Below are 15591 nucleotides of genomic sequence, written 5' to 3'. Positions count from 1 at the left end.
CCGCGCGCAACGAGAGAGAAACGACAATCATGAAAACGGAACAACTGACTGCCGTGCGCAGTGCGCACCCGGTCGACCCGGCCGTGCGGGCGCGCGTGATGGCGGAGCTCGCGGAAGTCGAGCGCCGCCACGACGTAAGCGTGCTGTTCGCGTGCGAATCGGGCAGCCGCGGCTGGGGGTTCGCCTCGCCGGACAGCGACTACGACGTGCGCTTCGTGTATGCGCACCGGCGCGACTGGTACCTGAGCGTCGAAGCGCAACGCGACGTGATCGAGCGGCCGCTCGACGACGAGCTCGACGTCAGCGGCTGGGAACTGCGCAAGGCGCTGCAACTGCTGCGCCGCTCGAACCCGACGCTGCTCGAATGGCTCGACTCGCCCGTCGTGTATCGCGAAGACGCGCGCTGGGCGCCGCGGCTCAGGTCGCTGGCGTCGGCGTTCTTCTCGCCGGTGCGCGGGCGTCATCACTACCTCGCGATGGCGAAGAAGAACTTTCGCGGCTATCTGCAGGGCGACACGGTGCGCTACAAGAAATACCTGTACGTGCTGCGGCCGCTGCTCGCGGTGCGCTGGATCGACGCGGGGCTCGGGATGCCGCCGATGCGTTTCGCGGCGCTCGTCGACGGCACCGTGCACGAGCCGTCGGTGCGCGCGGAGCTCGACGCGCTGCTCGCGCTGAAGATGAGCGCGAACGAAAGCGAATACGGGCCGCGCCGGCCGGCGATCCACGCGCTCGTCGAGACGATGCTCGCCGATGCCGAACACGATCGCGAATACAAGCGGCCGTGGGGCGACGTGGCGATGCTCGACGCGTTCCTGCGCGACGTGGTCGACGCACGATGAAAAGCGGACGGCGCGATGCCTGCGGGCATCGCGCCGTTTGCGCATCCGTTCCGTACACGTGCGACCACACCGCCCAGCAACGTACGTGCCCGCACACAAAGCGTCGCCGACGCGATCGGCGCGCTTTGCGGCGGTATACTCGACACCGTTCGGCAAAGCGCGCCGCTGCATGCGCCGCCGCCTTCGACCGCCCCGCTTGCTGACGATGCGCTTGCAGTCCGACGTCTTGCGCCCGCCCATTCACAGTCGATACGAACCGTCATGTCGCACCGCCTTTCGCTCGCCATCGCCGCCCTCCTCGCCGTTTCCCCGATCGTTGCCCAGGCCCGTCCGCTCACGCGGCCGCCGGTCGAGCGCGACTTCAAGAACTGGTCGGTCGTCTGCGACAACGTCAATCGTTGCATTGCCGAAAGCCATGCCGACGACACCGACGACTCGCGCATCAGCCTCATCCTGCGCGTGACGCGCGATGCCGGCCCGGACGCGCAAGCGTCGCTCGCCCTCTATGCGTCGGCGCCGCTGGACCTGCGCACCGCGCGCGCGGACGGCCGCCCGTTCGACGCGATGGCGGCCCAGTGGCATGCGTTCGGCGGCAAACCGGACGACGACGAAGCACACCCGTTCCGGATCCGCACCGACGATCCGGCAACGGTTGCCGCATGGCTCACCGCGGCGCGCAACGCGCAACTGCTGAGCTTCGGCGATCCGGCGTCGGCGCAAACCGCTCGAACGCCGTTGACGGGATTGAACGCCGCGCTGCTGCTGATCGACGACACGCAAGGCCGGGTCGGCACGACGACGGCGCTGCTGCGCCCCGGCAACCGGCCCGCATCGTCGGTACCGGCCGCGCCGACACTGCCGCCCGCCGTCGTGCCGGCGCCGGCCGTCGCGGACCTGCCGGCCGGCGGGCAGCGCCCGCTCGTCGACGCGGTGCTCGCGAAGTTCGGCGACGACATCAAGCAATGTGCGGCCGACGTCGAAGACGAAATGTCGGCCGGCGATCGCCGGAAGGCGTCGCGCGCCGTGGCGATCTCCGCCGACGAGGCGCTCGTCGCGATACCGTGCCAGACCAGCAGCATGTATAACCACACCGACCTGTGGTATCGCGTGAAAAGGACGGCACCGTTCACGCCGACAGCGATGAATTTCGGCGAGAACGCGAACGCGGGGCTCGACTCGGCGTCGTTCGCCAACGAACTGACGGAGGCCGCCTACGACCGTACCCGCGCGACGCTGTCGAGCAAGGTCAGGCTGCGCAGTGCCGGCGATTGCGGCTCGACCGCGTCGTGGATCTTCGACGGCCGGCGCTTCGTGCTCAGCGACATCGCCACGCACGGCACGTGCAACGGCCTGTTCGACGATCAATGGCCACGCCTGTATCGACGCGCCGATGCGCCGGGAAACCGCTGACGCGTGCATCGCACCGAAACACGCCGGCAGTCACACCCATAACAAACCGAGGGGCCGACCCATGCATCTCCCGTTCATCGACGCGTCGCGCAACGCGACCGCGACGCGGCGCACGCGCGGCTGGCGCGGCGCAATTGCGTTCGCGCTGCTCGCCGTCACCGCGTTCGCCTTTTCGCCAATGAGTGCGGCGAGTGCGGCACGCGCCGCAAGCGCCGACGATACGGTCGAGATCCCGTTCTGGTCGCGCGACTGGGTCGGCACGATCGGCAACCGGCATGTCGAAGTCACGCTGTCACGCGTGGCCGGCACGGTATCGGGCTCGTACTGCTACGCGCCCTGCACGTCCGACAAACGTTACAGGCTCGCACTGAAGGGGACGCTCGATACGCACGGCGCCACGCTGTCGGAACGCGACAGCGGCGCGAAAGCCGACGCCGATCGCGTAACGGGCACGTGGCGCGTGGCATCGCTCGACAATGCGGTGGCCGGCACGTGGGCGTCGCCGGACGGCAAACGCACGCTGCCCGTCTCGCTCGCAACGAAACAGGACGGCAGGCCGTTCCCTTACGAGACCCGCCTCGTCGCGGACAAGCTGCCGGACGACGACGGTTCGTGCAACGACCCGCCGCACGTCGCCGCGATCCGCCTGTACGATCGCGGCCGCCTCGTGCAGACGCTGCAAACCGATTCACGCGGCACCTGCGGCCTGTTCACGCCCGATTTCGCCGACGTGAATTTCGACGGCTGGCCCGACCTGATGCTCGCGCAATCGATGGGCGCGAGCCCGAACATGCCATACCAGACGTGGATCTTCGACCCGAAGACGCGGCGCTTCGTCGACGCGCCGCAGGGGCTGCAGGACATCACGTCGCCGGAGTTCGATGCCGTGCACCGGATCATCTGGACGAGCTGGCGCGCGAGCTGCTGCGAGCACGGCGTGACGACCTACCGCTGGCAGGGCAACGACGTGAAGGAGGCCGACTCCGCCAGCAGCTACCTGCTGCCGGTGCTCGACGGGAACACGCGCCGCTATTGCTACGTCACGCCCGGCTACGGCGACGGCTACATCGAGTTTCCGCAGCGCATCGAGCAGACCGGCACGGGGCTGCGCTCGACGCTGGGCGCGCTGAAAGACTGCGAGGCGGACGCGTCACCGTGGATGGCGCGCGTGTACATCGGCATTTGGAAGCCGGGCACGCCCGGCCACGCGCCGACGCTCGTCCGCACAGAAAAGGTCGCGTGGAAGCGCACGCCGACCCGCGCCGGCATGAAGTTCTGCCCCGACGTGCCGTTCTACGATAACGGCCGCATCCGCCGCATCGTGCTGCGCGACGATCCCGACCAGTGCAACGACAGGAATCCCGACCAGAACTAGCGCGCGTGCCGACCGCATGCGCGTGCCGCCGTCACGTCACGCGCCGACGATCGAGATCGAGAACCCGTCCCAGCCCTTCTGCCCGACCGTCTGCACGGCCGTCGTGGTGACGTGGGGCGCGGCTGCGAGACGCGCGAACCCGTCGCGCACACCGGCCACGTCGGGCTCGCGATTGTCGGGATCGGCCACGCGCCCGCCGCGCACGACGTTGTCGACGACGATCACCGTGCCGGGCCGCGACAGCTTCAGCGCCGCGTCGAGATAGACCGGGTTGTTGTCCTTGTCGGCATCGATGAAGATGAAATCGAACGGCGCTTCGCCCGCGTCGACGAACCGCGCGAGGCTGTCCTTCGCGCTGCCGACCACCACCGTCACGACCTCCGCGAACCCGGCACGCGCGATGTTCCGCGTCGCGACCTTCGCATGTTCGGGGTTCAGCTCGAGCGTCACGAGCGTGCCGCCCGGCGGCAATGCGCGCGCGAGCCAGATCGTGCTGTAGCCGCCGAGCGTGCCGACCTCGAGGATCCGCCGCGCGCCGCGGATCGTCGCGAGCAGTTGCAGCAGCTTGCCCTGGTTCGGCGCGACGTTGATCGCGGGCAGCCCGGCCGCGTCGCTCGCTGCCAGCGCGGCGTCGAGCGCGTCGTCGGACGGCACGAGCGTCGCGGAGAAATACGCATCCACCTGGTTCCAGTGTTCCTGATTCATCGCGCACCCCTTGTTTGCGGAAAGGGCATTCTATGCGCCGCACCGCCATAAGCAACAAACCATTCGTTCTAAGGGCCGCCGCGCACGTGCTCCTATAATCGCTCGACCACCACAACAACAGACGGAGCACCCATGACCGATCAGGCCTCTTCGAACTGGCGCCTCGAAACCATCGCCGTGCACGGCGGTTATCGTCCCGACCCGACCACGCGCGCGGTCGCCGTACCGATCTACCAGACCGTTGCGTACGCATTCGACGACACGCAGCACGGCGCCGACCTGTTCGACCTGAAGGTGCAGGGCAACATCTACACGCGGATCATGAACCCGACGACGGACGTACTCGAGCAGCGTATCGCCGCGCTCGAGGGCGGCATCGGCGCGCTCGCGCTCGCATCGGGACAATCGGCCGTCACGTACGCGATCCAGACGATCGCCGAGGCCGGCGACAACATCGTGTCCGCGAGTTCGCTGTACGGCGGCACCTACAACCTGTTCGCGCATACGCTGCCGCAATACGGGATCACGACGCGCTTCGCCGATCCGCGCGACCCCGCGTCGTTCGAGCCGCTGATCGACGCGCGCACGAAGGCGATCTTCGCGGAATCGGTCGGCAACCCGCTCGGCAACGTCACCGACATCGCCGCGCTCGCGGAAGTCGCGCATCGCCACGGCATCCCGCTGATCGTCGACAACACGGTGCCGTCGCCGTATCTGCTGCGCCCGTTCGAGCACGGCGCGGACATCGTCGTGCATTCGCTGACGAAGTATCTCGGCGGGCACGGCACGAGCCTGGGCGGCGCGATCGTCGATTCGGGCAAGTTCCCATGGGCCGAGCATGCGGATCGCTTCAAGCGGCTGAACGAGCCCGACGTCAGCTATCACGGCGTCGTCTACACGGAAGCGTTCGGGCCGGCCGCCTATATCGGCCGCGCGCGCGTGGTGCCGCTGCGCAACATGGGCGCGGCCATCTCGCCGTTCAATGCCTTCCAGATCCTGCAGGGCATCGAAACGCTGGCGCTGCGTGTCGAGCGGATCAGCGACAACGCGCTGAAGATCGCGCAGCATCTCGCGCGTCACGAGCAGGTCGAATGGGTGAACTATGCGGGCCTGCCCGACCACCCCGACCATCCGCTGGTCGCGCGCTACCTGTCGGGCCGTGCGCCGGGCATCCTGACGTTCGGCGTGAAGGGCGGCCGCGACGGTGGAGCGAAGTTCCAGGACGCGCTGAAGCTGTTCACGCGGCTCGTCAACATCGGCGACACGAAATCGCTCGCAACGCACCCGGCATCGACGACGCACCGGCAACTGTCGCCGGCCGAACTCGCGAAGGCCGGCGTGAAAGAAGAAACGGTGCGGCTGTCGATCGGCATCGAACATATCGACGACCTGCTCGCCGATCTCGACCAGGCGCTCGCGCAGGTGTGACCGGCACGGGCGCGCCGGCTTGCCGGTGCGCCCTGCATCGAATGTGTTGACCTTGAAGCGGCTTCAGGGTGTTCAATCCCCGGTTGATGCCGGGGCAACGCCCGGCGTGCATGAACCGTACCCTGCGGCCGGGCAGCCGGACGCTGAGCCCGCTGCGGTACGCCAACCGTTCGAGAGGCCTCATGACACCGACCGCGAAGCTTGCGCTACTGACGTTACCGCCCGTGCTGGCGGCCTGTTTCGGCGCACTCGCCGCCGCGTGGCGCGCCCCCGGCCCGACCACGTCGAGCGTCATCCAGCATTTCACCGGCGGCATCGTGTTCGCGGCCGCGGCGCTCGAACTGCTGCCGCAAGATCGCGCGCATGCGCTGTTTCCGGTCGTCGTCGGCTTCGTGCTCGGCATCGCGCTGATGCTCGCGATCCGTGCGCTGTCCGGCGCGATCGAGACGCGCTTCGAGGACGCGCGGTTGCCCGTGAGCCTCGTCATCGTCACCGCGATCGACCTCGTCATCGACGGCCTCGTGCTCGGCATCGCCTTCTCCGCGAGCACCGAAAGCGGCATCATCCTGACCGTCGCGCTGACGCTCGAGGTGCTGTTCCTCGCGCTGTCGGTCAGCGCCGCGCTCGCGGCCGCCGGCATCGGCCGCATGCTGTCGATCGTCGTGCCGGTCGGGCTCGCGGCACTGCTGAGCATCGCAGCCGTTGCCGGCAATGCGGCGTTCGCAGGACTTCCCGCCAATATCTACGCGGCGCTGCTCGGGCTCGGCACCGTCGCGCTGCTGTACCTCGTCACCGAGGAACTGCTGGTCGAAGCGCATGAGGTGCCCGAAACGCCGTTTGCGACGGCCGCGTTCTTCATCGGATTCATCGTGTTCTTCCTGATCGAAGGATCGGTGAAGACCGGATAAGCCGGGCGCGGCCGCGCGCCGGTTACCACGTCGTCGCGCCCGTCGGATACGTATCGACGATGCGCGTGCCGTTGACCGGCGTCACGCCTTCGTCGCGCAGCGCGGCCCACAGGTCGATCGCGTGTTCGCGCGACTTGCGGCTGCCGTCGTCGGTCAACACGTTCAGTGCGATCACCTCGTCGCGGGTCGTCAGTTGCAGTTGCACCTTCAGCTTGCGCGACTGATGCGACGCGGTGCGGATGTCGCCGAGCAGGATCCGCTTCTCCGCGACATCCTGCCCGCCGCCTGCATCGGCCGGCACGAACGTCAGCCGTCCGTTTCCGACTTCGCATTGCCCGCGCGTGAACGTCGCGCTCCACTCGCCGGCCGGCACGGTCGCGAGCTCGCAGCGCATCCGCTCGTTCGCGCGGCGGCCGACCTCGTGCGCCGGCGCGTGCGACAGCGCGCGTTCCGGCCAGCCGGCCGCCATCGCAGCCGTCGACATCAGGCACGCCGCGAGCACGATTCCTTTCGCGAAATGGCGCATGGCACTCTCCTCTTCGTGTGGGGTGCGGCCGGCGGGCACCGTGCCGGCCGGCCGCGCATGAACGATCAACGAACCGCAAGACGGTTGTCGTGCGCATCGACCCGCGGCGCCGCCTCGCCGCGATGTACCGTCGCGCGATGGATTTCCTGGTTGCGCGCGACGGTGGCCGGGCTCGCCGGGTAGTCGTGGTTCGGGCTCGGGATCACGCCGTCGTGGCGGGCACGCACAAGTTCCTGACGGACTTCCTGACGGGACTTCTGCTGCGCGGCCGCTGCCTGCGAGAGGGCCGCAATCGACAGGACGGCGGCGGCGACGACGATCATCGGTCGCGGAATGTTCATGTGGCTCGCTCCTTGCGGGAAAGATGTGACAGGAGCCTTCACTTTGATCCGGCGGCGGTGCGCAATCGTGATCGCAGCATGACGGTTTCGTCACTGCCCCGACCGCTTCTATATCGCACTCCCAATGAAAACGGGTCGCAAGTTTCCAGGCCGATGACGCGGCGATGACATTTTTCTCATTTGTCCCTCACCTTCACGATCCGAACGCTTTCCAGAATCGGCAGCGCGATTGCGACATTCCGCGCCTGCCGCAACGACACGCGGCGCCGGAATCGACCGATGCACGGATCGATCCTCTTGAACCTCAGGGACACACCATGAAAACTCCAGTTCGGCTCGCGATGATGTCGGGTGCGATGCTCACGGCCGCCCACGCGGCACACGCGTCGGAAGTCACGCTGTACGGCCTGTTCGATACGTCGTTGACCTACGTGTGGAATGCCGACGCGAACGGCAGGAATCTCGTCGGCCTCGGCAACGGCAACCTGCTCGGCAACCGCTTCGGCGTGAAGGGCGCGGAAGATCTCGGCGGCGGGCTGAAAGCGGTCTTCACCCTGGAAAACGGCTTCAACCCGAACACCGGCGCGCTCGGGCAAGGCAACCGGATGTTCGGCCGGCAGGCTTTCGTCGGCCTCGAAAGCGCGCGCTGGGGCACGCTGACGCTCGGCCGCCAGTACGACGCGCTCGCGGATGTCGCGTGGCCGATTACCGGCGATTTCTACTTCGGCAGCGTCTATGCGACACCCGGCGACGTCGACAACTACGACACGTCGTCGCGCACCGACAACGCGGTGAAATACACGTCGCCGGTGATCAACGGATTCCAGTTCGTCGGCATGTACGCGCTCGGCGGCGTGGCCGGCAAGAGCGGCGCCGGGCAAACCTGGTCGGCCGGCCTGTCGTACAGCAACGGCCCGGTCGACGTGGCCGGCGGCTACTACTACGCCGCCAATCGTTCAGCGCTCGCCAACGGCATCCGCACCGGCTGGAACGGCACCTCCGACGGCACGTTCGACGGGTCGCTGGTCAACGGCGGCTACCTCTCCGCGAAATCGATCGGCATCGCGCGCGGCGCGGTGCGCTACAGCTTCGCGCCGTTCGCGGTCGGCATCGACTACAGCAACGCGCAGTACAAGGCCGATGCGATGTCCGCATTCCGGAGCACGCAGAAGTACGACACCGCGCGCGGCTTCTTCAACTACCAGGCGACACCCAGCCTGCTCGTCGGCGTCGGCTACAGCTACACGCGCGCCCGCGGCGATACGGGCGCGACCTATCATCAGGTGTCCGCCGGCGCCGATTACGTGCTGTCGAAGCGCACCGATCTCTACGCGGTCGGTGCATGGCAGCGCGCGAACGGCGAACAGCGCACGCTCGACGGCGGCACGCAAACGGCGCAGGCGTCGATCGGTTCCTATGGTTATGGCGGAACGCGCACGCAGGGCATCGTCAATCTCGGATTGCGCCACCGGTTCTGATCGCGGGGGAGATACACGCGCCGTGTGACGAAAATTTCATGTTCCGATCAGGTTCGCGAAGCGTCGCTTCGCTACGATCGGAAACGTGACGGGCAGCGCCCGTTCCAGACCACGCAAGCGGGTCGCTGCCGCACGGCACGTCACGCGTTAGGCCCGGACTCGTCGAGTGCCGGGCTTCTTTTTGCTCGTCGTGAATCGATACCCTGCGTGCTCGGCGACGAACCCGCGACCGACCGCGCGCTGTCCCGGACGACTCCCGCCGCATACCCGGCAACCTGAGACCGCGCAATCGCGTGCGGTGCGATCGCGGTCAACGCGTGCCGCTGCGCTGCGGGAACAGGCACACGTGCGTCTTGACGTGCAGGTTCGGATTGCCGCAGCGATGCCCCGCATAGTCGATCTGCTCACCGGGCATGAGGTCGGCCGGCAGCGGCTTGCGCGCGGCGGCGGGCGTGGCCGATGTGGCCGACGCAGCGGGCGTTAGGCCGGAGCGCGTAGATGTGCAACCCGCGAACAACGGGACGATCAGGACTGCGATCAAGGCGAGGCGAATGGCGGGACGATGCACTTTTCGGTCCGGGGTGAAAGTCGGAAAGGGCCGCCCGCATTCCATGCGGCTGTCGCGGACGGCGTGAATGCCGTCGGCCAGGTCGACCATCGGCAGGCTTCATGTTCCGCTTCCCGCTCATCGCGCCCATGACGCGAACATGACGATTGCATCATGTCGGCCGCAGTCGAACGGCACATCCCGGCATCACGCAATCTGACGCATTTTTCATCTCGCGATCACGATCACGCACGGCTGCTTTCGCATACTGGGTCCATGGTTCGCCACCCGGCGGCCCTGATCAAGGAGAGCACTCAATGAAAACCGCACAACTCGCAGCACTGTTCGTCACCGCCACGCTGTCGCTCGGCATGGCCACGCAGGCCGCGTCCGCGCAGACGCAAACGCAGGGCAAGACCCGCACGCAGGTCGTCAATGAACTGAAGCAGGCGCAGCACGACGGCGTCGTGCCGACGAGCAAGACGCAGTACCCGCCGAGCAGCGAGCTCATCGCGCGCAACAAGGAGCTTCACGGGATTTCGGTGCATGGCGGCGAGAAGAAGCCGCAGACCGACAACCACGACGAACTGACCGCGCGGCAATGACGCCCGGCCGCACGACCACGGGCAGCGCGCCACGCGCGGCCGCCTCATGGCGAACGCGCGGGCGTGCCCGCCCGCGGTGTCAGGCGCTAACGGCCGCCAGCCGCTTCGGTTCGGCCGGCTGGTGCGGAAAGCGCAGCCAGAACGTCGTGCGCCGGCCCGGATCGCTGTCGACGCCGCATTCGCCGCCGTGATTGTCCATGATCGACCGGACGATCGCGAGGCCCAGCCCGGTACCCGACGCCGAATTGTGCCGCGACGGATCGACGCGATAGAAGCGCTCGAAAATCCGCCCGACATGCTCGGCGGCAATGCCGGGCCCCGTGTCCGACACGGCAATCGTCGTCGCACCGCCCTGCTCCACGCAGTCGATCGTCACGACGCTGCCGCGCGGCGCGTACCGCAGCGCATTGGACAGCAGGTTGCTCAGCGCGCGCTGGTACAGCGTCAGGTCCGCATCGACCCACGCGTGACCGTCGACCTTCATCTGCACGCCCGCATCCTCCGCGAGCGCCTCGTAATAGCCGGCCACGCGCCCGGCCTCCTCCGCCGCATTCAATCGCCGCACGTCGATCGACGTGCCGGCCTGTTCCGAGCGCGCGAGAAACAGCATGTCCTCGATCATCCGCGACAGCCGCTGGTATTCGTCGATGCTCGACTCGATCACGTTCCGGTATTCATCCGCGCTGCGCGGCTGCGACAGCACGACCTGCGCGGCCGCCTGCAGGTTCGTGAGCGGCGTGCGCATGTCGTGCGCGAGATTCGACGAGAACTGGCTCAGCCGCGTGAACGACTCGTTCAGCCGCCCGAGCATCCCGTTGAACGCGTGCTCGAGTTCCTTCAGCTCGCCCGCGGTATCGAGTTCCGGCAGCGGATGGGCGAGCCGGCTCGTCGACATCTGCTCGGCGCGCGCCGCGAACCGCCGCAGCGGGCTCAAGCCCAGCGCCGCGATGCCGTACGCGATCGCGGCCGCGAGCACCACGCCGAACACCTCGATCACGACGATCGTATAAGCGTGCGTGCGCAGCAGCAGCATGTCGGCGCTGCGGTCGTACTGCACCGCGACGCGTACCACCGGCGCGCCTGCGCCTGCGAGCGGCACGGACGTCACGAGATACTGCTGCCGCGCGCCGGGCGGCGCGACGCCGACCGGCACGCGCCCCGCGTCGAGCGTCAGCAGCGGTGCAACCAGGCGGAATCCGGGTGTGCCGACGAGGCGCGTGCCCGTCGCGTCGTAGATCGCGAGATCCATGTTCGGATGGCCGTGCAACTGGTCGATCCAGATATCGACGTTGCGGGTGACGTCTGCCGTCGAGCGCGCTTCGGCCAGGTGCGCGCCCAGCGCGGCGGAAATCCCGGCCATCTGCTCGGCGGCCGTCGTTTCGACGCGATTGCTGAGCGCCTCGTAAAGCGCGACACCACTCGACGCGAGGATCACCGACGTCGACAGGATGATCAGCGCGGTCAGGCGTCCGCGCAGCGTACGCGGCAGCAGTCGCGCGATCATGCGGCCGCGCCGCCGCGCGCTTCGAGCACGTAGCCCATCCCGCGCACGGTGTGGATCAGCTTCGGGTCGTACGCGTCGTCGATCTTCGAGCGCAGGCGCCGGATCGCCGAATCGACGACGTTCGTGTCGCTGTTGAAATTCATGTCCCACACCTGCGACGCGATCGTCGCGCGCGGCAGGATTTCGCCTTCGCGGCGCATCAGCAGCCACAGCAGCGCGAATTCCTTCGCGGTCAGCAGGATCGTGTCGCCCTGCCGCGTGGCCTTGCGGCGCGTCAGGTCGAGTTCGAGGTCGGCCACGCGCAGCGTGTTCGAATCGCGCGGCTGGCCGCGCCGCAGGATCGACTTGATGCGCGCGGTCAGCTCGACGAAGTCGAACGGTTTCGCGAGATAGTCGTCGGCGCCGAGCTCGAGCCCCTTCACGCGGTCGCCGACATCGTCGCGCGCGGTCAGGAACAGCACCGGCGTCGACTTGCTGCGCCGCAGGTTCTGCAGCAGCGTCCAGCCGTCCTGCCCGGGCAGCATCACGTCGAGCACGAGCAGGTCGTATTCCTCGGTCTCGGCCTGGTGCTGGCCCGTGATGCCGTCCTCGACCCAGTCGACGACATAACCTGCTTCCGTCAGGCCCTTGCGCAGATATGCGCCCGTCTTCGGTTCATCTTCGACAATCAGAATTCGCATCACGCATTACCCTTGAAAAAACCCAGCCGGCGCAGCACGCCCGACACGAACCCGCCGCCGAACCCGCCCGCCAGCGCGGCACGCCACGACACCGCATGGCTGACGCGGTACAGCACGGGCAGCACCAGCAGCGTCAGCGCCGTGGACGACAGGATACCGCCGATCACGACCGTCGCGAGCGGGCGCTGCACCTCGGCGCCGGTGCCGGTCGCGAACGCCATCGGCAGGAAACCGAGCGACGCGACAAGCGCCGTCATCAGCACCGGCCGCAGCCGCGTGAGCGCGCCTTCGCGCACGGCGGCCTCGAGCGGCGTCCCTTCGTCGCGCAGGTTGCGGATGAACGAGATCATCACGAGCCCGTTGAGCACGGCCACGCCCGACAGCGCGATGAAGCCGACCGCCGCCGTGATCGACAGCGGAATCCCGCGCAGCCACAGCGACACGACGCCGCCGCTCAACGCGAACGGAATGCCGGTGAACACGAGCAGCCCGTCCTTCACGTTGTTGAACATCACGAACAGCAGCACGAACACCATGAACAGCGCGAGCGGCACGACGAGCTTCAGGCGCTCGCTCGCACTCTGCAGCTGCTCGAACTGGCCGCCCCACGACACCCAGTAGCCGGCCGGCACGCGCACGTCCTGCTGAAGCTGCTCGCGCGCGTCGGCGACGAACGAGCCGACGTCGCGCCCGCGCACGTTCGCGCTGACGACCACCCGCCGCTTGCCGTCCTCGCGGCTGATCTGGTTCGGGCCCGGTGCGACGTCGATCGTCGCGAGCTCCGCGAGCGGCACGTACGGCGCCGCCGCGAGCGGCGCGCTGGCGCCGGCCGCCGGCGCGGGCAATGCGATCGGCAGCCGCTTGATCGCCTCGATGTCCGAGCGCAGCTCGTCGGGCAGCCGCACGACGATGTCGAAACGGCGGTCGCCCTGGAACAGCGTGCCGGCCTTCTGCCCGCCGACGGCCGCGGCCACCGTATCCTGCAGGTCGGCCACGCTCACGCCGTAGCGCGCGAGCTTGTCGCGGTCGAGATTGACGGTCAGCACGGGCAGCCCCGTGGTCTGCTCGACCTTCACTTCGGACGCGCCCGGCACCTTCTGCAATGCCGCCGCGATCTGCTCGCCGGTCTGGTTCAGCACGGCCATGTCGTCGCCGAAGATCTTCACGGCGACGTCGCTGCGCACGCCCGAGATCAGTTCGTTGAAGCGCAGCTGGATCGGTTGCGAGAACTCGTACGCGTTGCCCGGCAGCTCGGCGAGCGCTTCCTCGATCTCCCGCACGAGCTGGTCGCGCGGCTTCTTCGGGTCGGGCCACCGGTCGACGGGCTTCAGCATGATGTAGCCGTCCGACAGGTTCGGCGGCATCGGGTCGGCCGCGATCTCGGCCGTGCCGGTGCGCGCGAACACGCGCTCGATCTCAGGGAAGCGCGCCTTCAGCGTCTTCTCGATCGACTTCTGCATCTCGACCGACTGCGACAGGCTCGTGCCGGGAATCCGCAGCGCGGCAACCGCCAGATCGCCTTCGTTCAGGCTCGGGATGAACTCGCTGCCGAGCCGCGTGGCCAACCCGAGCGTGACGAGCACGATCGCGCCCGCGCCGAGCATCACGCGCACCGGCCGCGTCATGAATGCCGCGAGGACCGGCTCGTATGCGCGCCGCGCCCAGCCCATCAGCCGGTTCTCCTTCTCCTCGACGCGCTCGCCGATGAACAGCGCGACGGCCGCCGGAATGAACGTGACGGTCAGCACCATCGCGGCTGCGAGCGCCATCACGACGGTGATGGCCATCGGATGGAACATCTTGCCTTCGACACCGGTCAGCGCAAAGATCGGCAGGTACACGACCATGATGATCAGTTGCCCGAAGATCAGCGCGCGCCGCGCTTCCTGCGACGCGCCGAACACCTCCGCGAAACGCTCGTCGCGCGTGAGCGGCCGGCCGGCGGCAGCCTGCGCATGCGCGAGCCGCCGCACGCAGTTCTCGACGATCACCACCGCGCCGTCGACGATGATCCCGAAGTCGAGCGCGCCGAGGCTCATCAGGTTCGCACTCACCTTCGCGTTGACCATCCCGGTGAAGGTCATCAGCATCGACAGCGGGATCACGAGCGCGGTGATCAGCGCCGCGCGCATGTTGCCGAGGAACAGGAACAGCACGGCGATCACGAGGATTGCGCCTTCGAGCAGGTTCTTCTTCACCGTCGCGACGGCCTTCTCGACGAGCACCGTGCGGTCGTACACGGGAATCGCCTTCACGCCGGACGGCAGCGTGCGGTTCACGTCCGCCATCTTCGCGGCGACGGCCTTCGCGACCGTGCGGCTGTTCTCGCCCATCAGCATGAAGACCGTGCCGAGCACGACTTCCTCGCCGTTCGACGTCGCGGCGCCGGTGCGCAGTTCGCGGCCGATGTCGACTACGCCGACATCCTTCATCCGCACCGGCACGCCGCCGACGTTGGTCAGCACGATGTTCGCGATGTCGTCGACCGAGCGCGCCTGGCCCGGCACGCGCACGAGATACTGCTCGCCGCGCTTCTCGATGTAGCCGGCGCCGACGTTGTCGTTGTTGCGCTCCAGTGCGCGCACGACGTCGGCGAGCGTCAGCCCGTACGACATCAGCTTCGCCGGATTCGGCGCGACACGGTATTCCTTCACGTAGCCGCCGATCGAGTTGACCTCGGTCACGCCGCGCACGTTCCGAAGCTGCGGCCGCACGACCCAGTCCTGCAGTTCACGCAGGTCGGCCGCCGTATAACGCGTGCCGTCGGGCTTGCGCGCGGCGGCATCGGCTTCGACGGTCCACAGGTAGATCTCGCCGAGCCCCGTCGACGTCGGCCCCATCGCGGGCGCGATGCCGGGCGGCAGCTTGTCCTTCGCTTCCTGGATGCGCTCGTTGACGAGCTGCCGCGCGAAGTAGATGTCGGTGCCGTCCTTGAAGATCACGGTGACCTGCGACAGCCCGTAGCGCGAGATCGAGCGCGTCTGCTCGAGGCCCGGCAGCCCGGCCATCACGGTCTCGACCGGATAGGTGATGCGCTGCTCGGCCTCGAGCGGCGAATAGCCGGGCGCGGCCGTGTTGATCTGGACCTGCACGTTGGTGATGTCGGGCACCGCGTCGATCGGCAGCTTCTGGTAGCTGAACACGCCCAGTGCGGCCACGGCCGCGATCGCCAGCATCACGAGCCAGCGGTGCGCAATCGCAAAGCGGATCAGGCGTTCAAACATGGCGGGGTTCCTTGAAGC

At 67.9% G+C, this 15591-nt stretch carries 14 protein-coding genes; 7 read left to right on the top strand and 7 right to left on the bottom strand.

Features of this window, described 5'->3' with window-relative positions; genetic code table 11:
• Positions 1 to 29 precede the first annotated feature (29 nt).
• From DPV79_RS11410 to DPV79_RS11400, 3 genes are all read left to right on the top strand, one after another.
• The gene (locus DPV79_RS11410; RefSeq protein ID WP_027790916.1) at positions 30 to 842 is read left to right on the top strand and encodes a nucleotidyltransferase domain-containing protein; all 813 of its coding nucleotides are present in this window, start codon (positions 30 to 32) and stop codon (positions 840 to 842) included.
• Positions 843 to 1103: 261 nt separating this feature from the next.
• A complete protein-coding gene (locus tag DPV79_RS11405; protein WP_113045469.1) occupies positions 1104 to 2252 on the top strand; it encodes a DUF1176 domain-containing protein in 1149 nt (382 codons plus the stop codon).
• A gap of 61 nt (positions 2253 to 2313) precedes the next feature.
• On the top strand, positions 2314 to 3627 hold the full coding sequence (locus tag DPV79_RS11400; protein WP_113045468.1) for an XAC2610-related protein: 1314 nt from the start codon (positions 2314 to 2316) through the stop codon (positions 3625 to 3627).
• A gap of 36 nt (positions 3628 to 3663) precedes the next feature.
• On the opposite strand, the gene DPV79_RS11395 is transcribed toward DPV79_RS11400, so the two are convergent.
• On the bottom strand, positions 3664 to 4332 hold the full coding sequence (locus tag DPV79_RS11395) for an O-methyltransferase (protein ID WP_059649161.1): 669 nt from the start codon (positions 4330 to 4332) through the stop codon (positions 3664 to 3666).
• 132 nt (positions 4333 to 4464) lie between these two features.
• On the opposite strand from DPV79_RS11395, the gene DPV79_RS11390 reads away from it, so the two are divergent.
• Positions 4465 to 5760 carry an O-acetylhomoserine aminocarboxypropyltransferase/cysteine synthase family protein gene (locus tag DPV79_RS11390; RefSeq protein ID WP_021157380.1) on the top strand — a complete coding sequence of 432 codons (1296 nt, stop codon included), beginning with the start codon at positions 4465 to 4467 and terminating at the stop codon, positions 5758 to 5760.
• A gap of 182 nt (positions 5761 to 5942) precedes the next feature.
• Positions 5943 to 6668, top strand: a complete 726-nt coding sequence (locus DPV79_RS11385) for a ZIP family metal transporter (protein ID WP_113045467.1) — start codon at positions 5943 to 5945, stop codon at positions 6666 to 6668.
• 22 nt (positions 6669 to 6690) lie between these two features.
• On the opposite strand, the gene DPV79_RS11380 is transcribed toward DPV79_RS11385, so the two are convergent.
• Positions 6691 to 7194: a hypothetical protein gene (locus DPV79_RS11380; RefSeq protein WP_113045497.1), complete on the bottom strand. Its 504-nt coding sequence runs from the start codon at positions 7192 to 7194 to the stop codon at positions 6691 to 6693.
• Positions 7195 to 7259: 65 nt separating this feature from the next.
• Complete coding sequence (locus DPV79_RS11375) at positions 7260 to 7535, bottom strand: DUF4148 domain-containing protein (protein WP_113045466.1); 276 nt, start codon at positions 7533 to 7535, stop codon at positions 7260 to 7262.
• 317 nt (positions 7536 to 7852) lie between these two features.
• Between DPV79_RS11375 and DPV79_RS11370 the strand changes: the two genes are divergently transcribed.
• On the top strand, positions 7853 to 9013 hold the full coding sequence (locus DPV79_RS11370) for a porin (RefSeq protein ID WP_113045465.1): 1161 nt from the start codon (positions 7853 to 7855) through the stop codon (positions 9011 to 9013).
• A gap of 310 nt (positions 9014 to 9323) precedes the next feature.
• On the opposite strand, the gene DPV79_RS11365 is transcribed toward DPV79_RS11370, so the two are convergent.
• On the bottom strand, positions 9324 to 9671 hold the full coding sequence (locus tag DPV79_RS11365; protein WP_244321738.1) for a hypothetical protein: 348 nt from the start codon (positions 9669 to 9671) through the stop codon (positions 9324 to 9326).
• 206 nt (positions 9672 to 9877) lie between these two features.
• On the opposite strand from DPV79_RS11365, the gene DPV79_RS11360 reads away from it, so the two are divergent.
• The gene (locus DPV79_RS11360) at positions 9878 to 10165 is read left to right on the top strand and encodes a DUF4148 domain-containing protein (protein ID WP_059684655.1); all 288 of its coding nucleotides are present in this window, start codon (positions 9878 to 9880) and stop codon (positions 10163 to 10165) included.
• 79 nt (positions 10166 to 10244) lie between these two features.
• On the opposite strand, the gene DPV79_RS11355 is transcribed toward DPV79_RS11360, so the two are convergent.
• From DPV79_RS11355 to DPV79_RS11345, 3 genes are read right to left on the bottom strand one after another with little or no spacing between them, the layout of a single operon-like run.
• Positions 10245 to 11669, bottom strand: coding sequence for a heavy metal sensor histidine kinase (locus DPV79_RS11355; RefSeq protein WP_113045463.1), 1425 nt, complete (start codon positions 11667 to 11669; stop codon positions 10245 to 10247).
• On the bottom strand, positions 11666 to 12349 hold the full coding sequence (gene irlR / locus DPV79_RS11350) for a heavy metal response regulator transcription factor IrlR (protein ID WP_021157388.1): 684 nt from the start codon (positions 12347 to 12349) through the stop codon (positions 11666 to 11668). Before irlR ends, DPV79_RS11355 begins: the two co-directional genes overlap by 4 nt.
• The gene (locus DPV79_RS11345; RefSeq protein ID WP_113045462.1) at positions 12349 to 15573 is read right to left on the bottom strand and encodes an efflux RND transporter permease subunit; all 3225 of its coding nucleotides are present in this window, start codon (positions 15571 to 15573) and stop codon (positions 12349 to 12351) included. The genes irlR and DPV79_RS11345 overlap by 1 nt, the downstream gene beginning before the upstream one ends.
• Positions 15574 to 15591: the final 18 nt, after the last annotated feature.

The organism is Burkholderia reimsis (genome assembly GCF_003294055.1).
GTDB classification, from domain to species: domain Bacteria; phylum Pseudomonadota; class Gammaproteobacteria; order Burkholderiales; family Burkholderiaceae; genus Burkholderia; species Burkholderia cepacia.
The sequence above is the reverse complement of the archived record's forward strand: the minus strand, read 5'-3'. Positions and strand labels throughout refer to the sequence as shown.